This is a genomic window from Leptospira congkakensis (assembly GCF_004770265.1).
GTDB classification, from domain to species: Bacteria; Spirochaetota; Leptospiria; order Leptospirales; family Leptospiraceae; genus Leptospira_A; species Leptospira_A congkakensis.
The window spans coordinates 224,884-246,936 of the sequence record NZ_RQGQ01000017.1 but is presented as its reverse complement, the minus strand read 5'-3'; the positions used below and the strand labels follow the sequence as shown (position 1 = coordinate 246,936).

Here is a 22,053-nt window from a genome sequence, read left to right as displayed (position 1 = left end):
TGATTCGAATTTGCACAGAATCATCGTTAAATTAATTTATTAAGAAATTGAAATATGACCTGCTAACGGTCGGCCCGATTCCAAAAATGTTTTGAGATTCGAAAGAACACTTGGCCAACCACTAGAAATACCTTTTAACATCTGTGGGTCAAGATCCTCATGTGTGACAACTAAACGAACAAGTCCATTGGCATAAGCTTCTATATCAAATGTAACTCGAGAGTGTTTTGATTCATCATTGAATTCTGTTGGTCTTGACCAAGATAAAACTAATTTCTGTGGAGGTGTGATTTCCAAAACTTTACCGATGATATCGATTGTTTTTTCATCATCCATTCTTATATGTTTCCATACGGAATCAACCTTCCATTCTGAAACATTAATATGAGCTGGATTTTTTGCTAATGGATCAAGCCAGTACTTGGATGTCACCTCAGGATCAATGAGTGCATTCCATACCTTCTCCGGAGTGCTAAGTATAAAAGTAACATAAACAAAGTTATTTGGTTTCATGATCTTCTCCTTCAAGTTGTATTTTTAAGTCGTATAAAAAACCTAAACGATTCTCTTCAAATTTTCGTACCCAACGTGCATAAACCTCGTAAATTGGAACAGGGTTGATGAAGTGAAGTTTCTCTCGACCTTTCCAAACAACGGATACCAGATTTGCTTTGATGAGAATTTCTATGTGTTGTGTTGCCGATTGCCTTTGCATGTCTAGTTGTTCGCAGAGTGAGGAAAGAGTTTGGCCGTTCTGGGCGTAAAGTAGATCCAGCACCTTTCTTCGATTCGGGTCAGCCATTGCTTTGAATACCTGATCCGCTTCCTCCATTTCCTTTGGCATACGAATGATATTATGCAGGTATTTACCTGCATGTCAAGGATAAAAATGGAGCGAACATTCGCATCAATGGCGAAATGAGTGAGATGTGTCGATATAAAATAGGAGTTATGTCTCGTAAGTATTTGATTTGAGCCTGGGTTGGAAGAAGGGGAGGCGGAAATGGGATGTAGCAGAAGGTCAAGAAAATAATGGGCGACTGAGTAATATTCGGTCGGGTTAGACGCGCGGCTAATGGCAATTCGGATAACAGGCGTGTAATTAAAAGGTGGTTATTTGTCATTCGAATAACGCGCGTATAATGAGGCGGTAAACGCATAACGTATATTTGCCAGTTATGCGAAAGAAATACAGAAAAATATTAATCAGAAATCTATGAATTCAATTCAATAAACTTGAAAAAAAAATCGAATTTCATTTCATTCAATCGAATATCAAAACAAAAAATCCATTATATATAAAGATAAACTATATATTAGTCAACCAATAGCAAACTTAGATCAATACAATCGGCAGTTAAATAATATAGCATTTCTTTAAACTTTGACTGGTTAAAAAGAAATATCAATTGAATGGAAAATTTCCATAGATAGTAAGTTCTTAGAACTTTTTTTCTTTCAATATTCTAGACTTTATAATACTAATTTCAATCTAATCTCTAGATTTTATTGTAAATTTAATCGCCAATCTTCACGAAAGATTAAATGCGATTCTCTATAACATACTAAATTTAATTACTTATCGACGATAAACCTAGTATATTAAAATTATATTTAAAGTGATCAATCTAACCAAATTCGCAATATTCTTATTTCTAGTTGCTATATTCAAAGAGGTAATCTTTGTACAGGTAGCACTAACATGTAGATGTTTTTACAATTAAAAAAAAGAAAAATAGAATCTAAATTAAGAATGCATTTCCTGCGCATAACAGCGTCTTCCCGCTACGTTTCGGCACAAGGCCTCACTCGGCCTGCGGCAAATTCCCTTCCGTCACGCTTCTTGCTCCGCAACAAGTCGCGCCGACGCCTCCTTCTGAGGCTCGGCTACAGGGAACTTCGGGAAGATTAGTTCGTTATACGACAGTTAGCAAATGTATGCCTCAGGACATGGGTAAAGCGGAAGAATAATCTAGAAATTTCAGACTTGACAAAACCAAAATATATATACTAAAATGTATATATGAATCGTGCAAAATTATTTAAAAACGGTGATAGTCAAGCCGTTAGACTTCCAAAAGAATTTCGTTTCAAAGGTAAAGAAGTCTACATCAGAAAAGACGGAAATTGCGTCATTATATCTCCGATCGACGATGCCGTTGATAGATTATGGAAATCTCTCAATGATTTTTCTGATGATTTTAAAATTGATAGGAATCAACCGAAAACTTTTGATAAGCGAAATTCTATATGAATCAGTATTTGTTAGATACAAATATTTGCATTTATATCATTAACCAAAAGCCTGAAATCGTTTATCAAAAATTAAAAAAAATAAGCCTGGATAACATTTTTATTTCTGCTGTCTCTGAGTTTGAACTTAGATATGGAGTTGAAAAAAGTCAAAAATCAGAACAAAATCAAAAAACTCTTAATGAATTTCTGGGATTTCTAAATATCATTCCTTTCGACTCTGAATCTGCTTCTATAGCTGGATCAATAAGAACAAAACTAGAAAAAAAGGGAGAAATTATAGGTCCCTACGACTTACTCATAGCTTCTCAAGCTATCGCAAATGATATTATACTAGTTACAAATAATGAAAAAGAATTTAAGAGAATTAAAGAACTTAAAATCGAAAATTGGTTTAACTAGAATGCTGACCGTCGTATAACATCGACTAGCCTCTTCCCTTCGGGACTTGCGCCCTCGTTCGGCCTTCAGCAAATTTCCCACTATCCCTAACGCCTACTGCGCATGCTCAGGGTGGACAACTTCAGTAAGACTAGTTCGTTATGCGAAATTTTTTAAATTCGTAACAAAAGTTACTTTATTATAGAAATCATTACCAAAAAATAGTGGGTGTTTATGAACAAAAAATATATTTTAATTTTGATCCCTACATTACTTTTAGCTTGTCGATCTACAATGTTTAAGTGCGCTGAAGAAAACAAGTGTTCGAATAACCAAGGAAAATATGTTTCTACTACTGATTTCAAAGATTCTTACGAAGGTAATACGAAAGTAAGTCCTGTTTTCAATTTTTGGGTCGAAAGAATACTTCCTTTTGGCTATGGCAAAATTATTTATAAACAAGATCAACCTGGTTATATTAGAAAAGAATCGCAGTTAGATTCTTACGATGGAGAATGGAATTGGGTTCTTGATAACGCCCGTGTTGATTATTTAAGCGTTTATCATGGATTAGGTAAATTATACATTAAAGATGGTTCAATAATTGAAACTGAGTGGGATAAAGGGAATCATAAAGTTGGATCAGCTGGGAAAATAACTTTCAAAGATGGAAGAAGCATTTCGGGAACGTGGAATAAATTTTTTCTTTGCTCTGGAAATTGTATTAATGGAAACGGTAGCTGGTCTAGCGGATACGGATCATGGATTCAATCTGGAATATTTACAGATGGTAGTTTAAATGGATTTGGGACAGAAGAAACAAACGAGTATATTTTCAAAGGTATCTTTACTAAAAGTGCAAAAACATCAGGAAAAGTAAAATGTAAGGTAGAAAAACCAGAATGCTTAAAATCAATTCCGAAAGGATTCCACTCCATTCTGGAATTTGAATAAGAAATACCAGGTCAATAAAAAACTTCGCATAACAGCATTTTTACGCTTTATTTCGGGACTCTGGGTCAGCCTACGTTGATTAGCCTAGTTCGATTCATTAATACCAATGAATTTGGAAAAGAGATAAGATGTAGGTTGTTGGATTTACGATTTTTGTTTTAAATCTTTGAGATATTGAATACTTTCTCTCTCGGCAATTTCGTGCCTATTAAGATTTGATACCAACAAATCTCTTAATTTACAGTAAAGTTTGATCGAAACAAAAATCGATTAGAAAGTAGATTCAAATTCATAAAAAGGTATGGTTAGTTATGCGAATGGACTATACTCGCATTTCTTTTTATTCTTGTAAAATTCTCACGAACTAATCAGCAAAACAAAAGAGTTTGCAGAGAGAAAAAAATTTTGAGAAACCGCTAGTTCTGTTCTAGAAACTGGTGAATTCCGTTCAAAACGGTTTGGTGTTAGCGGGCTGCGGGAAAAAAAGGTTTCAATTGAGTAAAATTTTATATTCTTGAATAATTAATATGAAATCAAAGACATTCGTTTTACTATTCATCTTGCTTCATTTATTTAATTGTAATTTTGAGGAAATTTGTGAAGGATAGAGAGCTTATAATGATACAAGCCGATGTCAAATATTATTGGCTCTTTATACTTCGCAAAGCAAGGATTCTAAACAAAGTTCAAATCTCGCAGGAATTCTAGTGTTTTGTTTGAGTCAGTATGAGAATATAAAGAAATGTAAAAATGAACCTTCTATATGGCCGATACCTGACTAAGAAAATGTTTTAGATAATATTATGAACCAAATAGATTCGAAACGTGGCATAGTGCTATTTCTATCATTGATCTCTTTAGTTACCAATTGTATGATTGGAACGCAAGAGCAAAGCTGCATGTATTACTTAGAAAGGGATTATGGAAATGCCTGCCTTTGGCTTGTGATTGGTTATCAATATGGTGAGCCAGAAGCTCCGTTACGTTCAGTCGGTATTAATTATAGCTTAGTGAATTGTTACACATACCTTAAGAAAAAAAAGGATTGTGAAAGAAATGAAAACAAATATTTGCCCGGTTTGTATGGAATTGATGTATTTAACATCAGACAAAAATACCAAATGGAAATTTGGTCGTTTGAAATTATAAATAGTAATCTTTATATTTAAAGGAGAATGCATCAGATGAATGAATTCAATCCTGTTATATTTCTTATTTTAGTTTCGTTTGCATACGATTGTTCGAATCAAAAAGACTATTGTATGGAAAGTGCTGGCAGAAAAGGCGGAAGCTTTTATAGCAATGCAGAATCTGCCTGCTTAAGTTATTTATCATATCAAGAAAGCATTAGAATTGGGGAAGAACGAAACCAATCAATTTCTATTTACCGTATTCTATCAGAGGAAAGTTTTCTTTCATGTGTTTATAAAACAATCGAAAAAAGGAAATGCGAAAAGAAATCAGAATACATTCCGCATTTTGGATACTAGGAAGATTTTGTTAATACTATTTGTTGGGTTGGATGACCTATTGAACCGCTTAAATTAAAAAAATGGGAAGAGAAAGTGGGAATATAACTAAGAGGGAATATGAAACTAATAAGGATTTATATGTTTGTTGTGACAGTTTTTATCGTAAACTGTATACCAGGAAGCCAGCGAGAGGCATGTCGTTATAATGCAGAATCTAAAAAAAACAACTGTGAATTTGCGCAAATACTCGTTTTGATCTCGACACAACGTAAAGCCAGTGTTAGTGAAGAAATGCTAACTGGTAATGCATTGATTGAATGCCAGAAGTATTATGAAGAAATCGAAAATTGCAAGAAGGAAGAGAATGATTACATACCAAGTATTTATGGATGAAGGGAATGTAAATGGTAAGATTGTTCGTTAAACGAAATAGGATCAATTTTGTGAATCCAGAAAAAAATATAATAGGTATATTTATAAATTTATTTTTGTTTTTTTCTATTGTAAATTGTAATTTCGAAGAGCAATGTAAGAGTCATACGCCAAACGATAATTATGATGTTTGTTATTTATTAATTCAAAATTATAATAACGCTGAAGGAGAAAGGAGACTAAATATTCGTACAGATATAATATTAACAACTTGTCTCATGACTTACCATGATATAAGAAAATGCAAGAAAGAATCGACTCGCTGGCCTTTACCTGACTAACAATATGTTTTTAGATAAAGTATTAAGAGCCTCATTTGTTTTCCTAATGATTTTGATTCCCATCAATAGCGCGAATCAAAAAGAACAATGTCGCAAAGGTGCAGAAACTAAAGGCGGAGAGAAATATCAAGATTCAAGTTCAGCATGTGCAACTTACATTGGTTTAGAAGGTATGGCAAAGACATCTTAAGAACAAGGTAAATCTTCCTTTGCTACTAGATTTTTAGCCAATGAGGCTTTAGCAATATGCCTTTTGAAAGTTATCGAAAAACGCAAATGTCTAAACAAATCGGAATATATTCCACATTTCGGGGATTAAATGAGTTTTTATGATAGTAAAAAAGAATCTAATATTTAGGTTTTTAGTTTTTATCGAAAACTGTATATCAGGACGCCAGCGATAGTAGCGGAAATCCTTTCCTTATTAATTACTATTTCCATCTACAAACAAATCGGAAAGATTGGAGCGGATAGCGCGGTCGTTATAGAATCAGATGTCAATCGACTAACGGATTCGAGGCGCCCAAACGATTATCAATCAATTTTTTCTTAATCACGTGAATCACCTTTCTTTTACGGTAAAGGGATTCCTTCTTTCTTCAAAAGGCTCAAGAACTCTGTTTCTGAAACAAGTTTCACTCCAAGTTCTGTGGCTTTGTCAAGTTTTGAGCCGGCACCGGGGCCATAGAGGAGGTGAGTGGTTTTGGAAGAAACGCCAGAAACTTTTTTGCCACCGTGTTTGGTGATGAGATCCATCGCGACATCACGAGGTTGGAAGTTTTCGAAACTTCCAGTCACACACCAACTTTGACCAACAAACGGTTGTATATCGCTTTTTTCGGTTTCGTCTGCTTGGAATTTTAGGCCGAGTCCAATCAGGGATTTGACGAGTTTTAATGTTTCTTTGTCTTTTAGATGGGCGAGTAAAGCATCAACGGTTCTTGGGCCGATTCCATGAATAGAGGTTAACTCCTCTTCCGCATTTTTGGATTTAGAGAGTGCGACTAGTTTTTCCCAAGATTCAAATCCATTTTCAATAAGGATTTCTGTGACTTTGGGTCCAACTTCATTTAGGCCTATGGAAGGTAAGGTGAATCGAAAATCTTTTTCTTTGGATTTTTCTATTGCGTCAAAAATAATTTTTACAGATTTTTCACCAAAGCCATCTAACTCAAGTATGGTGTCTTTGTATTTGTTGAGTGTGTATAAGTCGGGAATGTCTTTGACCCAACCTTTTTCAAAAAAGATTTGAATTTGTCTTTCTCCGAGGCCTTCGATATTCATTTGTTTTTTAGAACAAAAGAAAATGAGTTGGTTCAGTTTGCGTTCGGGACAATTCCGATTGGTGCAGAAAAAATCAACGGAGTCGTCTACCTTGGTTAGTTTGGTTTTACAGGCCGGGCATTCTTTTGGTAATACAAAAACTGATTTGGGAGGAACCGTTACTTTTTCAACCGCAGGAATGATTTCGCCACGTTTGGAGATGAGAACTTTTGCACCAATTCCTGCACCCAGTTGGTCGATATAGTCTTGGTTGTGTAAGGTGGCGTAGGTGACAGTGGTTCCGGCAAGAGAAATAGGTGTCACTTTGGCTCTCGGTGTAATTTTTCCTGTCCTTCCAATGGCAAAATCGATTTCTTCAATGGTGGTTTCTTTGAGTAAGGCATCAAATTTGAAAGCGCGAGCCCAACGTGGGGACTGGCTTGTTTCTCCTAAACTTTCGCGAAGGTTTAGGTCATCTAATTTGATCACAAGTCCATCCACAGGGAATGGCATTTTGTCTTTTTTTTTGCGGAAGGATTCAATTTCCTTGAGAAGGGTTTTTCCAGAGATAACGTTGGTATCAGGTGCTAGGGGGAACTTTTCTTTTTTTAATAAAGTGATGATGTCTTTATGTTTGTTGATTCCTTTTCGGGAAGAAGAAAAATACATATCATAAACGTATATTCGTAATGGACGTTTGGCGACATCTTGCGGGTCTTTTTGTTTGATGGATCCGGCTGCTAAATTTCTAGGATTGGCGAACTTCCCGCCATACTCTTCGTTGAATTCTTCAAAATCAGCGAAGGTCATAAAAATTTCCCCTCGGACTGAAATGGTTAGTGGTGTGGAAAGTGTTTGCGGAATGGATTCAATGGTTTTGACATTTTCGGTAACAATGTCCCCGATGCCACCGGAACCTCTTGTCACACAATGTGTGAGTTTTCCATTTTCATAGTATAACAAGATAGAGGCGCCATCAATTTTCCATTCCAAGGAATAAAGTTCGTCGATACCTGTTTTTTCTAACCATTCGGAGAGTTCCGTTTCGTTATATGTATTTTCTAAAGATAAAACGGGAACTTTATGTTTGAATTTACTGAATTGCGGAGAAAGATCTGATCCTACTTGTAAAGTGGGAGAAGATGCGACCACCAAATCAGGGTTCGCTTTTTCAAGAGCTTGTAACTCTTTAACTAAAAGATCAAACTCTTTGTCTGAAATTTTAGGTGTGTTTTTTTTATAATAGAGATCGTTATGTTTTTGGATCTCTTTGCGAAGTTCTGCAACTCGTTTGGCAGGGTTTTCTTTCTTAGGCAATCAGTAAACTCCTGCTTGCATATATTGTTCGGGATCTGTTTTTCCTTCTTCGGAAATAAAAATTTCATAATGTAAGTGCGGGCCTGTTACGTTCCCTGTAGCACCCACTTCGGCAATTTGTTCTCCGGCTTTGACTTCTTGTCCGTTCCTTACATATATTCGTGAACAGTGACCGTATAACGTACTAAAGCCGAAATCATGCTGGATGATGACGTGGTGGCCATATCCCACATTGGAATAGGTAACTCGAACTACTCGGCCCGGTGCCGAAGCATAAATGGGGGTACCAGTTGCATTTGCCATATCCAAACCGTCATGGTATTCCCAATAACCAGTGGTAGGTGACTTCCTCATTCCAAAAGGAGAGGTTAAATTGTAGGAATACATAGGATTAAAAAGAGGGGACTTGGATAAAATATCGGATCGTTGGTATAGAAATTGATAGTTTGCTTCCACCAAACGTTGGTAATTGTCCATTCGGTGTTTCAATTGGCGCAGGTCATAAATTTCGCTTAAATACTTTCTGCCCACGTCCAACTGTTTGTCTTCTTTTTCTTCTTTTTTGAGTGATTCTATGGCAGCAGTTTCGATAAAATCTTCTGGAGGAATTTTTAAAAGTTCATCATCTTGTCCATCAATGAGGGTGAAGAGTTCCAACATACTTTCATTCAGTTTGGAATACTCTTCTTTCATCTCTTCTAATTGGTTGGCATGAGTGATATAAGTATCAAAATATGTTCCGTAGATTTTTGAGAGTTGGTTGATTTGGGTTTGGGTACGACTCGAACCAACAATTCCAAAGATAGCAAGACTGAGTAGACCTACAGTTAGGCCCAAAAAAAATAGAATGGTAAAATGAGAAATTTGGAAGTGGAAAGAACTATCATACCCGTGTGGAATGACAAGAATGGTCATCCGTTGGTGACCTTTTTCTTTCACCTTATCAATCTGTTTCTTGATTTTCGGATTGTCCTGTGAAAAAACAGACCTAATCTCTTTAATTTTTTTCTTCATGACGAACCGCGCGACCTACATAAATATAACGCTCCGATTCCTCTCAAGGGTCAAGTGGAAATCCCTATTTCTTGGGATTGTCCTTGTTTTCGGATTCTTGAGTTTTGTCGCATTGGCAACGAATTTACGATTTTGGTATGTATACCAAACTTCAATCCATTCCCATATACCGACGGAAATCCCTGAAGCAGAAGTTGCCATTGTTCCTGGTGCTGCCGTTTATGGAAAAACACCTTCCCCCATTCTTATGGATCGTTTGGCTTGTGGATTGGATTTATACAACACGGGACGAGTGAAAAAAATCTTACTCTCTGGGGACAATGGTAAGTCGGATTATAACGAACTGCGACCCATGTTGGAATTTATGTTGAATCACAAAGTAAAACCAGAAGATATTTTTGTGGATCATGCTGGGTTTCGTACACTTGATACACTGATTCGCGCGAAAGAAGTTTTTCTTGTGAAAAAAGCCATCTTCGTCAGCCAATCTTTCTTTTTATCAAGAGCCATCTATTTAGGACGAGAATTAGAACTTGAGTTATACGGTTACGAATGTAATTTAAGAACTTATAAAAAAGAAACTTATTATTCTTTCAGGGAATTTTCGGCAAGAATTCTTGCTTGGTGGGACATCCAATGGGACACTCCACCAAAATATTTAGGCAAACCATATCCTATTGATGGAAGTGGTGTTTCTACCTGGAAAGGTTCCATTCCAATTTCTTCACATAAATGAAGTTAGCTGTTGCAAAAAACAAAGATAAGTTCTTGGCTTTTGTCATTGTAATAATTTCTGCATTTATTTTTAAGTGGATACCGGAAAAGTTATTTGTATCAACTTTTGATGCAAAGGTTTTTAATTCAGGGTTTTATACTTTGAGTCTAAATCCAATCACATCCAATACACCATGGGATCAGTTTTTTACTCCTTGGTTTCTTTGGGCCACAGGTTTAGTTTCTAAACCAGAAGATATTGTTTCTATTTTAGATTTTGTAAATATCGTATCGGGTTTAATCATCATCAGTTTTATCACATATCGTTTCCATTGGTCTTTTGGACTTGGATTGGCACTTCTGATTGTTTCTAGTCCACTTTATTTAATTTTTAAAACATGGATTGGATTTTCTGATCCCATTACTTTTTTATTAATCAGTCTTTATAATATCATAGTTTTAAGTAAGATTTCTTTTCAACGAAAATGGATTCTTTTAACCGTTATTTTGTTTTTAGGACTTTCGAATCATTGTTTTCAATTTTTAGTTTTGGTTTTAATTTCTGGTATGATTTTGTTTTTGGAAGATCAATCTCGATGGCGATTGTTGGTGTTTTCATTTTTAACATCTGGAATTTTATATAGTTTTTTGTTGATCTATCTTTTTATATTCACATCGATTCATTGGAACCTTACTCGAGTTTCTATTTTTTCAAATATGATTGGGAACGAATTCATCCGAATGAATGTATCAGAACCAATTTTGGGTACAATTGGATTGTTTCATGGCCTTTGGCCTTTTGTCTTATATTTGATGTATAAAAAACCGATATCCATTTTTGTTTTTATTTTTTGTTACATTATTTCCATGTTAACGTATGATACCAATCGAGTGTTTGCGATTCTTTCCACTCCTGTTTTGATTTTGTATTCAATTAATTTTTGGAATTGCTCTAAATTCAGGGAACGATACTTTTTGATCAGTTTAGGCGCTCTTGCTCCAGTGATTTCGGTCTTATATCCACTTTTTTATAAATGGGATGGCAGGATAATTTATTTACAATAACATTCCTTGTGTTAGTATTTTCTTTATGAGAATACAAATTATTTTGTTTGTAAGTCTTTTCTCCTTTTCGACTGCCTTCGCCCAGTCGATACCCCTCATCCAACAAAACGACAAACCTCAGGTGACAAAAGAATCCCTCAAAAAAAGAAGGAACCTTTTGGAATGGCATCAAATTGCAGGATTAACCACTTTAGCACTTTGGCTGGCAACTAACTTAGAAGGCGATAAGGCGTCTGAAACCTTGTATAGAAAATCAGACCAGTATGCGCAGAGTTTATTACTCGCAAATCCACAGTATGCAACGAATGACCCAATGTATTTAGTTGCTTTAAGTCCTTTAAACCGACATAGTATTGCCGCCGATTATCTTCTATTAAAAGATCCAACCAATAATGCAGGATTGTATTTGGCATTAAAAGCAAATGAAGAATGGGAAACCAAACATTCCGCGGCTATGCATAAAAATTTAGCGATGGCGACGTTTACTATGTATGTTGTCACTGCAAGTCTCGCCTTTTTTTCGCCGTCTAAAATAGAATCAGAATCAGATGATGATGGGCCCAAAATTTATAGTCCCATTTTTGCACATAAGGCAATGATACCGATTCATTTAGCATCCATGTTATTATTACCAGGATTAGGTGCCAGGATTGGAAAAGAGGGCCCAAGTGCAGCTCACCAAATGGAACAGGTTGGTTGGGCCGGATTTGGTGCTATGTCGATTGCGTTACTCGTCATTACATTTTAATTTTAAGGATAGGTTTGATTTGATGAATAAGATGATTTTTTGTTTTGCGTTTTTGTTCTTTGGGGTAAATGTTTTTGCTGCAGAAGTCACAAAAAAGAATATAGAATTTTTTGTAGAACATACTACCAAAAATGTAACGGGTGTTTGTAATGAAATTCAAATGGACACTCCGAATATCCAAGTTTCGGGGAATAGTTACGTTTTAAGATCTCCCTTTGAAATTAAAATTCCGCTTTTGAAAATTGTTTCTGGAGATACAAATCGTGATTCGCATATCCAGGAAATTTTGGGATATCCAGATACACCAAACATTCTTGTCAAAATTGAATCGATAAAACCGGAAAAGGATCAAGCCTACACAATTAAAGGTAAATTGACCATTCATGGAAATACCAAAGATTTTGCGACTGATGCTACAGTAAAACCAGAGAATCCCAATTCTATTCAAGTTGAGGGATCCCTTGTGGTTAAGTTTTCTGAATATGAATTAGAAAATCCGTCTCTACTTTTTATGAAAGCAAAAGATGAGATTCGGGTGAAGTATCAGTTTCAGATTCGGGTGAAGTGAAGCTGGAGCGGATCAACTAAAGAAAGAAGTAAAGTAACGGTTTTGTTAACTTCCTAATAACTCCACCAAACGATTGTATTTTAAGATGATTCGTTTGGTCATCTCTTCCCCTTTTTTATTGATATCGGGATGGTATTTTTTTAATAGTTCTTTGAACTTCTTTTTTACATCGGTGATGCCGGCACCAGGTTCTAAATCGAAAAACGCAAGTAAGTCTTTTACTTCATCAGAAACTGTTTTTACAATTTTTTTCTTTTTCTTTTTGGTTTCTCGAAATCTACCATATAACTCGTAATAGGTTCTGTCTCTGAATTCGCGAGTGATATCGCGGAAGTTAAGAATTTTTGTGGGAATCAGACTTTTTAAATATTCATATAAAAATTCTTCTGCTCCGTATTCTGGATGGATTTCGAATTTTTCTAAAAATTGATGGATGGAACGTCTCACAAAAAAATCAATTTCGAATTTATCCATGAGATAAGAATCAACCGCATCATCGTAATCCACAGTGGCCGCTGTCAGAAGTAATAGAAGTTCCCTATCTAATTTATGGTTGGCGATTGTTTTTTGGATCAGAGTTTTATAAGATTCGCGAAGTTCATATAACGGACGTTCACTAAAAAAAATCCCACCTCTTAGGAACTCTTCTGCGACTTCGTCTAATTCTAAACTCCAGGCGAGAAAATCAATCAGCAGATCCCCGTCCACTTCATGGAATCCACCGGAAAGTGTCATTTGTGGTTTTGATGCTTTGAATTGATAAACTTTGCGAAGGCATTCTTCCTTTCTGATTTCCAAAAGTTCAGAAAGTCGGTCGTAGGACAAAAACCATAACATGGACTCAGAAACGTTCTGAAGTTCGAAGATCACATCGTGCAGAATTTGTTTGTTTTTTTTCGTTTCTACTCTTTGGACCATACAGAATCGACTCTAGAGCCAATTTCAAACCTGGGCGACTTTTTTGCTAGTGAATCCTATTCCTTTTTTTGAACTGGAAGAATGAGCCACCATATTTCAGAACATCCGTCTTTACAACCGTTCGATATTTCCGAATACAAGGGAGTTCGAGGTAAAAACTTTTACGAAATAGACCCCGCCTTACAAAGAGTGGTCCATCGGTATTCTGAATCCTTTGCACCTGACCATAAAAAAGCAATGGAAGAACATATCCGAAAGTATGGGGAACTCGTCGGTGGGATTTTGGATGAACTCACGGAAGAGTGCCATAAAGAAGGAAAGTATGGTGAGGTTGTTAAGTTTGATCGAACCGGAAAACGAATCGATTTTATAAAATATTCCGAAGAACAAAAATTAGCACGTAAAATTTCTTATGATCACGGTGTTGTCAATTTAGACTTTCATCCTGAATGGAAATATGATTTTACACATATTCATCGTTATGCGCTCACTTATTTAATGAATATGAATGGGGAAGGTGGTGTTGCTTGTCCTTTGGCCATGACTGATGGAATCATCTTAGCGTTGAAAAAAATTGGAACAGAAGAACAAAAGAAAAAATACCTCCCTCTTGTTGCGGGAAAGGGAAGTTCTTCTCATTTTATGGCCGGACAATATGTAACGGAAAGAGTTGGTGGAAGTAATGTTTCTGCCAATCGAACCATTGCCAAAAAACTTCCAAACGGTAAATGGGAGTTAACTGGTGAAAAATGGTTTTGTTCCAATCCTGGTGATCTTTGGGTCACAACGGCAAAGATGGAAGGAACCAATACCGTCGGTATGTTCCTTGTTCCGAGGATCAAAGACAATGGAGAACTCAATGGGCATCATATCCTACGTAAAAAAGATATCATTGGTTCTCGCGGAAAACTCACTGTAGAAATTATTTATGACAAGGTAGAAGCCGAAGAGTTTGGTCGTCCGGGTCATGGACTTGTGAATCTCATCCGTTACATCATCAAAACCTCTCGATTGCATGTGGGTCTTGGTTCCAGTGGGAATGCAAGAAGGTCAGTGATGGAAGCTTCTGAGTATGCAAAGTTTAGGACAGCTTACGGGAAAAAGATTTTAGAATTTCCTTCTTTTACAAAGACATTAGCAGAAATGCAAATTTTGCAAACTGGAAATTGTTTTGTAAACTTTAGATCAGCTAACCTTTCAGAGAAAGGTGACGATGCTGCGGAAATTACTGTTCCACTTATGAAATATAAATCTTCTTCCCAAGCAAGTTATATCACTCAAAAAGCGATCTTAACTCTGGGTGGAAACGGAATCATTGGAGATTTTTCTCCACTCCCACGGCTTCATAACGATTCCATCATCAATGAAACTTGGGAAGGAACTCATCTCATCATTGCAGACCATTGTTTGCATGCCTTACAAAAACCAAAAGTATATGCAGCCTTCCAATCTTTGTTAGATGAACTAACAAAGTCTGTTGGGAATCACGAGGAATTAAAGACCGCATTTTCAGTATTCCAAACCAAACGAAAAGAATTGGAAGATTGTATCAAAAATCAGTCTAAAGATTGGAAGGATATGAATCGTGTTTATATCGCTGATGTAACCTACCAAGTGTTTTTACTCGCAGAGTTTTTAGAGCAGGCGGTTTACGATATCACAAATAAACTCCCAACAAAGTATCTTTATTTTGCTAATGGGTACGCTGAGATGGTGCGAGACGGGTTGGAAGCACCTAGACAAAAAGAAGGAGTTTTCTTTGATCCTAAAGCCATGGAGACTTTTCTTTCTTTTTAAATAGTATGGAAAATTTTTTACTACTAGGAATTTGCTTTGGACTGGGGTTGTTTTTTCGAAGGCTTCCTCAGTTTCCAGAATCCACTCCTAAGGTGTTAAACGGATTTATCCTTTTTATTTCTTTGCCTTCTCTTGTTTTGTATCATGTCCATGAATTAAAAGTGGATGCGACTTCCCTTTTACCTTCGTCTATGCCATGGTTTGTCTTTGGGATTGCCATTGTATTTTTTCTTGGATTGTATAAACTAAGGTTTTTAAAATTTCATACAGCCGTCTGTTTGGTGTTAACTGCTGGTTTTGGAAATACATCCTTTGTTGGGTTTCCATTACTCGAAACTTACTTAGGAAAACAATCCCTTGGGTATGGAATTTTGGCAGACCAACTCGGAACTTTTATGGTTTTAAGTTTTCCCGGAATCATTTTGGCTTCGATTGCTATGGATGGAAAATGGGATTTTTTAACTCTCATCAAAAGGGTTATGGGATTTGCACCCATCTATGCATTGTTTGTTGCTATAATCACAAGACAATTTGTTTACCCTGAGGCTCTCAAACTTGTTTTACTTCGTTTGGGTGATACACTTACCCCACTTGCTCTAGTATCAGTAGGGTTTATGTTGGATTTACGAACCATAGCAGGTCACGGCAGAGTTTTGGTATTAGGACTTGGATTTAAACTCATCCTTGCACCATTACTCGTTTATTGGGTTTATTTTCCATTAAAAGAGGACTCTTTACTTTTCCAAACCATTGTTTTGGAATCGGCAATGGCTCCAATGGTCACTTCCACAGTCATCACAATTGAAAAAAATATTTCTCCCCATTTAGCAAGCCTTATGTTGGGAATCGGAATTCCTATTTCCTTTGGCACCACATACGTTCTCAACTTTTTGTTGAAAGGAAACTATATTTGAACCTAAAATTTTTACTCTTACTTGTTCTCGCAATGGTATCTTGGGGAATTTCTTGGCCCATCGGTAAAATGATCGCAGGCACGGTTCCTGTTTCTGTATTAGTGTTTTGGCGATTTCTTGCTACCTTTCTATCTGTGATTCCTCTACTTCTTGTGATGAAAATTCCATTTTTACTCAAAACAGGGAAGGACTATTGGAATGTTCTTGTTGGTGGAATCATTTATACTTTTTACAATCAGTTCTTTTTTATGGGATTAAAAAATGGACTTCCTGGAGCCGGTGGAGTGCTTGTCACCACTCTCAATCCCATTGTTACTTTTTTTATCGTTGTACTCGTGCAGAAAAAACGAATTTCCAAACGCCAAGTGATAGGTTTATTTTTTGGATTTATTGGTGGACTTGTGATTTTACAAGTATGGAAGATCAGTATCGATTATTTGTTGTTATCTGGTAACTTATTCTTTTTGTTATGTTCTTTCGTTTGGGCGATCCTTTCTCTCAACAGCCAATCAACAGGAAAATCGATGTCTCCTGTGACTTATAGTTTTTATGTATATGCTGTCGGATCCATCATAGAACTCATATTTTGTTTCAATGATCCTAGTTTTTGGAAGGTATGGGACGAAGGGTTTTCCTTTTGGGCTTCTATCTTTTACTTAACAGTGATTTCGACAACCTTTGGAACTACAGTTTATTTTTATGCAGCAACTCGACTTGGATCCGAGATTGCGAGTAGTTTTATCTTCATTGTTCCTCTCTCTGCCTATTTGAGTAGTTTTTTGATTTTGAATGAAGTGATACAAATCCCAGTCATCATTGGAGGTTCCTTAGCCATCCTCGCAGTGTATCTCATCAATTCGAAACAAAAACGGAAGGAACCAAACCTTTGAAGAACGTTACATCTTGGAAAAAAAGATTCAAAATTTGGTTATATAATTTTTATCCACCCTATGTAGGGGCTGGGATTCGCATCAAAGAAATTGCTCCTGACTTTTCCTATTTTCGTTCCGAAATGAGGTTACGTTTCTATAACAAAAATTATGTGGGAGTTCATTTCGGTGGCTCTTTGTATTCTATGTGTGATCCATTTTTTATGTTAATTCTATTGGAAAGATTGGGTTCCGATTACATTGTTTGGGACAAAGCCGGCAATATGATCTTTGTCAAACCAGGAATGGGAAAGGTCATTGCCGAGTTTCGCATTTCTGATTCCGAAATCCAAAGGATCAAAAACGAAATCGATATTAAGAAAAAAGGAGATTATCAATTCACCACTGATGTCAAAAACGAAGCAGGTGAAGTGATTGCGATTTTGGAAAAAACAGTTTATATTCGCAAACGGGGAAGGCTCCCCGTTCAGAATGGATAAGGATAAAAAATAAGAAATATAGATAAGTTTCTGATTCTTATTTTTATCCTGTTGTTCTAGTATTTTTTATCTTCGTCTTCAGGAATCATACTTGCGTAATACAGAAGCAAAGCATCGTTTTTGGAATGAACCACTCGATTGGATTCTTCGATCATCTTTCGTTTTTCCAAAATCCTTTTTCCTTTTTCCCAAACTTCTTCAGGATCTTTGATTAGATAATTTCCATCATGGCGGGAAATAAAATCTTCAACTAACATTGTACTCTGTGAAACTTCGACGGAGAAATCATTCTCTGCTAAAATTTTAGCCACAATTTGGTTTGGTAAAATTTTATGATACTGTTTCCAACCTTTGGTGATGCGGTAACTGAGTTCTAGTGTTGGATCTTCTGTGTGTGCATATTCAGAGATAGGAATGGGATCACAAAATTCTACATACACATTGGAACGTTTTGCAAGAAATCCTGCCATCCCCAACTCTTCTGGCATATTACAAAACTGGTTGTCTTCCGGAACAGTTTCATACGACACAGAGATGGGAACAATTACTATCTCTGTTCCAGAACTACGAAATGCATTTACTGCCGTTGTCAAAAGTCCTGTTTTTACAGGAACAATTCCGCCTGTGCGAGATCGAGTTCCCTCTGGATAAACAAGAGAAGGAATTCCTTGTTCTAACATCACTTGTGAATAAAGAGTGAGGCATTCCAAATACAAACTGTTTCTCGTTCTTTCACGGTCGACTGCATAAGCACCTAGGGATTTTAACATCCATTCCCAAAAAGGATTAGACATTAGATTGATACCCGCCGCATAACGAGGAACAGGTAGTCCTAAGTGAAATAAGGAATAAGCAACTTCAACGGAATCTAAATGAGATCTATGAGTGGGGGCATACAATAAATTGTATTTAGAAGACAATGCCTTCACTACTTCTGTTTTACCACCAACATGAGGAATCATTGATCCTTTTAAGAAACCACCAGAGAAGAGGCGAATGGGAGCGACAAACCTAAGAACAGATTCCCGAACAGTAGGACTATAATTGTCAGCGATTTCTGTTACATAGAATCGAACGAGTTCTTTAACAAGAGTGTTCTCTTCGTCTTTTTGGCAATTTTGGAATCGTTGCCATATTTCAAGTTCTGATGCAAACTTAACCTCATCCAATTTTTGTTTTTTACGCGTGGCTTTGGAGAGTCTTTTTTGCGTGGATTCAATCACAGCGGAGGATTGTTTTTTAACACGAGTCACGGTGCCTGGAACATTGCTAATGTGTTTTAAAATTCGATCCACAAGCAGGTTTTGAAAATCAATTCCTGATGTTAAGTTGAGTCCTACTTTCTTTTGAACTACGAGAGGAATGTTTTTCGATTCCGTTTTTTTACCACAGATTAAATCAATCAGTGAATCTGGTGGTTGTTTTCTTGTGAGAACATCGAATAAAGTTCTGTGTAAGGTAAATGGGAGACGAATCTCATTGGCAAGTTCAATGAGGATACTCAATGCATACGTTCCTTCTACGTTATCATGCCATTTGGTAGATTCTCTTTCGATAAAAGATCTTGGTGCAAAGAAAATCTCAATACGATCTTTGATACTTAACTTTTCGCCACCTGACAAAAGTTCGCCGACAATTTTTTGTCCAAACCCTCGGTTTCTACTTTTGTTACTAGTTGCTGTTGTGATAAAATCGGCAAGGCCTGATCTTCCCATCACCGTATCGGGTCTTGCACCATAACGCATGGCAAGGTCTCTTACTTCTTGAAATCCTACAGATAAAATTTCACCAAGTAAATTAGAACCATAACGGGGAAGAAGAGAAACAATTCCACTGGCAATGGCCATTGGGTTTTTGGCAACTCCCACAATCTCCATTCCCACAACATCATCGGTAACAGAAGTATTAATAAAATTCGAAGAAAGAACCTCTGCAAGAAACGCAGAGGTTTCTTTTTCATAAGATCCAATATTAAAAAAACTAAACTTTTCCTCTAAGATTTCCCCGAGTAGTGATGGGCCATTGACAACGGCAACGGATGCGTTTGAAAAATTTCTTTCTTTTAAATAATTTTGTAAGTATTGCGAATAAGTAATGAATCCTGTTTTTTTTCTGTTTTTAGAATCCAGAATTCCTTTTGTTAAAAAAGAAAAAACATAACTATTGGTAGGTTCTAAAACTTCCAAAAGGGCGTGGACACTGTCCAAAAAAGACCTAGAAGGAACTGCCACATGGAAAACCCAATCATCCCGTCCGAAAGCATCCAAACTGGAAACTATGTCGATATGATCAGGAAGATCAATTGTCTTTCCCATAATCTCTGTTTGGCGTCGTTTCTTTAGAACCTCTACCAATTCTTTGTCAGGAATCCAGAGAGTGATGGGGTCGAACTTCTGTGCCAGTACGGAAGCGATGATGATACCCATGGGGCCGCTTCCCAGAACTGCTTGTTTTAAGTCGTTATAGGCTATTTGCATAAAAAATTAACAATACGAATCGAGGGGAAATCTCACTTTATTTGTTTGCTTGAAACGATTCGAGTCTATCGAAAAAGTATCAGGAGAGTGTAAATCGTCAAGTCACAATGATTCGAGCTGGTATTGTATTTTCAAGTCTTGCCGTCATCCCTGCCTTCTTTGGCTGGTATCAACTCTGGCTCGGTCTCACTCGGCCACAAGAGATCAATTTAGCCATTGCGTTACTAGTTTCTTTCCTTTGGGTGACAGAACTTTTTCCACTCTATGTCACGGGTTTTTTAGTTTTATTTTTGGAATTGGTCTGGTTGATTCCCGCTTGGGGACCAGGTGCCCCAAAAACGATTACTTTCCTTTCTTGTTATTTTTCTGAGACCATTTTACTCTTCTTAGGTGGCTTTGTCATTTCTTCAGCAATCACATCTTATGGATTGGATTCTGCCATCGCTCGTTTTGTGATCCAAAAAACGAAAGGTTCAGCCTTTTTACTTGTGCTTTCTTTGGGTTTTGCCACAGGTTTTTTATCTTGTTTCATGAACAATACAGCTACTGCTGCCATGATGCTTGGTCTTGTTTCTTCGATGATGAAATCCTTAGAAGAGAACAATCCTTTAAGGAAATCACTTCTTTTTATCGTTCCTTTTTCTGCAAATCTAGGTGGGATCGGAACACCTGTGGGAACACTTCCCAATGTGATTGGAATTGGATATTTACAAGAAAGAGGATTGGAAATTGGATTTTTAAACTGGATGGCCTTTGCCTTTCCAGTGTTCATCCTTTCTGTATTGGCACTTGCTATACTTTTGTACATTGTGTATTTAAAAAAGGACAAATCAGAACTTTCTATCGCATCAATTCAAATTTCTGATTCCAGTGTATTAGTTTCGAAGAGAGATCGTTCGATTGCTTTGGGTATCATTACGATCACCATTTTAGGTTGGATCAGTTCTGACCTACATGGATTTTCTAACGGAACTGTTGCTCTATTTCCCATCATTGTATTTTTTGGATTTCGACTTTTAGACCTAAAAGAATTCCGGAACTTGTCTTGGGATGTTTTGATTCTCATGGGAGGGGGAATTGCTCTCGGAAAAGCTTTTGAAGAAACAGGTCTTGCAAAACATTTTGTCGAAATTTTTATGTTAGGTGATTCAAATCAATTGGGTTTGTTTTTGTTTTTTTCTATCCTATCACTTGGGCTTTCTTGTTTCCTCAGTAATACCAGTGTTGCCAATCTTATCCTTCCTATTACCATGGGTTTGCCAACTCATCTCATTTTGCCTGCGGCAATTGGTGCTACCATCGGCGCTTCCCTTGCAATGCCACTCCCTGTGTCCACTCCACCCAATGCATTGGCCTTTAGTTATGGTGGCATCAAAAGTTTTGAGATGTTAAAGGTAGGTGGCATCATTTCCATCATTGCTTGGATCTTGTTTGTGACTCTTGGAGGCCTGATTTTACATATATTGGGCATCGTCGATTTTTCTAAGTTTTAAAAAAAAGACTTTTCCTCTCCTTTAGTTCCATTACTCTATTTTCGAATTATGCGAACTTTCCGATTTCTGCTATTTTTCACGGCTTTTGTCTCATTTTTTCTTTCCTCTTGTTATAATTATATGAGTGAAGATGTTCCCATCATCACAAGACCAGACTTTAAACAACAAATAACAATCCTTACCATCAAAGTTTCCACTCCCGAAAATGATAAAACCAAACGAGAAATTACGTCTATTTATACTAAGTATCTAATGGAGACGGGTTATTTTGGTCGTGTTTTATCTGATGGTGTCAGAGCCAATCACCATATCGATTTGTACACAAGCGAAGTGAATGAATATGAACATTTTTGGATCTCATCCATTTCCACCTTGTTTATGTTAGGAACTGCTGGATTGTTACCGTCTATTTATTCTAAGGAAAGAGTCCTTCATGCTGATTTTTATATAAATGATAAACTTGTGGGACGCGAAAAGTACAGACAAAAACATTCTACATTATTTGGAGTACCCTTTATTTTTATTTGGGAAGCAGGAATCAAAGAAGCGAAAACAATTCATTTCAATAAAGAAAAGAATCTAATCCACAATGTGGTGCAAGATTACAATCGTTACTTATAGGA

General features: G+C 36.6%; 22 protein-coding genes. 16 read left to right on the top strand and 6 right to left on the bottom strand.

The genetic code is table 11. The features are described from left to right. Positions 1-39 precede the first annotated feature (39 nt). Together EHQ70_RS14630 and EHQ70_RS14625 are read right to left on the bottom strand one after the other, a co-directional pair. Complete coding sequence (locus EHQ70_RS14630) at positions 40-513, bottom strand: SRPBCC family protein (RefSeq protein ID WP_135587648.1); 474 nt, start codon at positions 511-513, stop codon at positions 40-42. Continuing rightward, entirely contained in the window at positions 500-844 is a 345-nt protein-coding gene (locus EHQ70_RS14625; protein ID WP_135587646.1) for an ArsR/SmtB family transcription factor, read from the bottom strand. The genes EHQ70_RS14630 and EHQ70_RS14625 overlap by 14 nt, the downstream gene beginning before the upstream one ends. Before the next feature lie 1,179 nt (positions 845-2,023). Here EHQ70_RS14625 and vapB point away from each other — a divergent pair. The 6 genes from vapB to EHQ70_RS14590 all read left to right on the top strand — a co-directional run bounded on the left by vapB (position 2,024) and on the right by EHQ70_RS14590 (position 5,963). After that, the gene (gene vapB / locus EHQ70_RS14620) at positions 2,024-2,254 is read left to right on the top strand and encodes a type II toxin-antitoxin system antitoxin VapB (RefSeq protein ID WP_135587644.1); all 231 of its coding nucleotides are present in this window, start codon (positions 2,024-2,026) and stop codon (positions 2,252-2,254) included. Continuing rightward, on the top strand, positions 2,251-2,655 hold the full coding sequence (gene vapC / locus EHQ70_RS14615) for a type II toxin-antitoxin system tRNA(fMet)-specific endonuclease VapC (RefSeq protein WP_135587642.1): 405 nt from the start codon (positions 2,251-2,253) through the stop codon (positions 2,653-2,655). Before vapB ends, vapC begins: the two co-directional genes overlap by 4 nt. Before the next feature lie 213 nt (positions 2,656-2,868). Continuing rightward, positions 2,869-3,588, top strand: coding sequence for an MORN repeat-containing protein (locus tag EHQ70_RS14610; RefSeq protein ID WP_135587640.1), 720 nt, complete (start codon positions 2,869-2,871; stop codon positions 3,586-3,588). 803 nt (positions 3,589-4,391) lie between these two features. Further along, positions 4,392-4,757, top strand: a complete 366-nt coding sequence (locus EHQ70_RS14605; RefSeq protein ID WP_135587638.1) for a hypothetical protein — start codon at positions 4,392-4,394, stop codon at positions 4,755-4,757. Between the two features lie 420 nt (positions 4,758-5,177). After that, positions 5,178-5,453 (top strand): hypothetical protein, encoded by a 276-nt coding sequence (locus tag EHQ70_RS14595; RefSeq protein WP_135736260.1) that lies wholly within the window; start codon positions 5,178-5,180, stop codon positions 5,451-5,453. A 324-nt stretch (positions 5,454-5,777) separates the two neighbouring features. Beyond that, positions 5,778-5,963 (top strand): hypothetical protein, encoded by a 186-nt coding sequence (locus EHQ70_RS14590; protein WP_135587632.1) that lies wholly within the window; start codon positions 5,778-5,780, stop codon positions 5,961-5,963. A 383-nt stretch (positions 5,964-6,346) separates the two neighbouring features. On the opposite strand, the gene ligA is transcribed toward EHQ70_RS14590, so the two are convergent. Continuing rightward, entirely contained in the window at positions 6,347-8,353 is a 2,007-nt protein-coding gene (gene ligA, locus EHQ70_RS14585; RefSeq protein ID WP_135587630.1) for an NAD-dependent DNA ligase LigA, read from the bottom strand. Then, a complete protein-coding gene (locus EHQ70_RS14580; RefSeq protein ID WP_135587628.1) occupies positions 8,354-9,367 on the bottom strand; it encodes a M23 family metallopeptidase in 1,014 nt (337 codons plus the stop codon). It lies immediately after the preceding gene. On the opposite strand from EHQ70_RS14580, the gene EHQ70_RS14575 reads away from it, so the two are divergent. The 4 genes from EHQ70_RS14575 to EHQ70_RS14560 are packed head-to-tail and all read left to right on the top strand — an operon-like array spanning position 9,366 to position 12,462. Further along, positions 9,366-10,103 carry a SanA/YdcF family protein gene (locus EHQ70_RS14575; RefSeq protein ID WP_135587626.1) on the top strand — a complete coding sequence of 246 codons (738 nt, stop codon included), beginning with the start codon at positions 9,366-9,368 and terminating at the stop codon, positions 10,101-10,103. The two genes, EHQ70_RS14580 and EHQ70_RS14575, sit on opposite strands and share 2 nt — an antisense overlap. After that, positions 10,100-11,146: a hypothetical protein gene (locus EHQ70_RS14570; RefSeq protein WP_135587624.1), complete on the top strand. Its 1,047-nt coding sequence runs from the start codon at positions 10,100-10,102 to the stop codon at positions 11,144-11,146. Before EHQ70_RS14575 ends, EHQ70_RS14570 begins: the two co-directional genes overlap by 4 nt. A 16-nt stretch (positions 11,147-11,162) precedes the next feature. Beyond that, the gene (locus EHQ70_RS14565) at positions 11,163-11,894 is read left to right on the top strand and encodes a hypothetical protein (protein ID WP_425270050.1); all 732 of its coding nucleotides are present in this window, start codon (positions 11,163-11,165) and stop codon (positions 11,892-11,894) included. Between the two features lie 22 nt (positions 11,895-11,916). Then, positions 11,917-12,462: a YceI family protein gene (locus EHQ70_RS14560; protein WP_135587621.1), complete on the top strand. Its 546-nt coding sequence runs from the start codon at positions 11,917-11,919 to the stop codon at positions 12,460-12,462. 45 nt (positions 12,463-12,507) lie between these two features. Here the strand turns inward: EHQ70_RS14560 and EHQ70_RS14555 are convergent, their stop codons facing one another. Further along, positions 12,508-13,380: a molecular chaperone DnaJ gene (locus EHQ70_RS14555; protein ID WP_135587619.1), complete on the bottom strand. Its 873-nt coding sequence runs from the start codon at positions 13,378-13,380 to the stop codon at positions 12,508-12,510. 81 nt (positions 13,381-13,461) lie between these two features. Here EHQ70_RS14555 and EHQ70_RS14550 point away from each other — a divergent pair, with 81 nt between their 5' ends. The 4 genes from EHQ70_RS14550 to EHQ70_RS14535 are packed head-to-tail and all read left to right on the top strand — an operon-like array spanning position 13,462 to position 17,460. Further along, positions 13,462-15,177, top strand: coding sequence for an acyl-CoA dehydrogenase family protein (locus tag EHQ70_RS14550; RefSeq protein ID WP_135587617.1), 1,716 nt, complete (start codon positions 13,462-13,464; stop codon positions 15,175-15,177). A gap of 47 nt (positions 15,178-15,224) precedes the next feature. After that, complete coding sequence (locus tag EHQ70_RS14545) at positions 15,225-16,091, top strand: AEC family transporter (protein WP_244288351.1); 867 nt, start codon at positions 15,225-15,227, stop codon at positions 16,089-16,091. Continuing rightward, a complete protein-coding gene (locus EHQ70_RS14540; protein ID WP_135587613.1) occupies positions 16,088-16,981 on the top strand; it encodes a DMT family transporter in 894 nt (297 codons plus the stop codon). The genes EHQ70_RS14545 and EHQ70_RS14540 overlap by 4 nt, the downstream gene beginning before the upstream one ends. Then, positions 16,978-17,460, top strand: coding sequence for a DUF4442 domain-containing protein (locus EHQ70_RS14535; protein WP_135587611.1), 483 nt, complete (start codon positions 16,978-16,980; stop codon positions 17,458-17,460). Before EHQ70_RS14540 ends, EHQ70_RS14535 begins: the two co-directional genes overlap by 4 nt. A 56-nt stretch (positions 17,461-17,516) precedes the next feature. On the opposite strand, the gene EHQ70_RS14530 is transcribed toward EHQ70_RS14535, so the two are convergent. Next, positions 17,517-19,937 carry a 1-acyl-sn-glycerol-3-phosphate acyltransferase gene (locus tag EHQ70_RS14530; protein WP_135587609.1) on the bottom strand — a complete coding sequence of 807 codons (2,421 nt, stop codon included), beginning with the start codon at positions 19,935-19,937 and terminating at the stop codon, positions 17,517-17,519. A 107-nt stretch (positions 19,938-20,044) separates the two neighbouring features. Here EHQ70_RS14530 and EHQ70_RS14525 point away from each other — a divergent pair, with 107 nt between their 5' ends. Beyond that, complete coding sequence (locus EHQ70_RS14525; protein ID WP_135587607.1) at positions 20,045-21,430, top strand: SLC13 family permease; 1,386 nt, start codon at positions 20,045-20,047, stop codon at positions 21,428-21,430. 48 nt (positions 21,431-21,478) lie between these two features. Beyond that, complete coding sequence (locus EHQ70_RS14520; RefSeq protein WP_208729562.1) at positions 21,479-22,051, top strand: hypothetical protein; 573 nt, start codon at positions 21,479-21,481, stop codon at positions 22,049-22,051. The last annotated feature ends 2 nt before the right edge of the window (positions 22,052-22,053 follow it).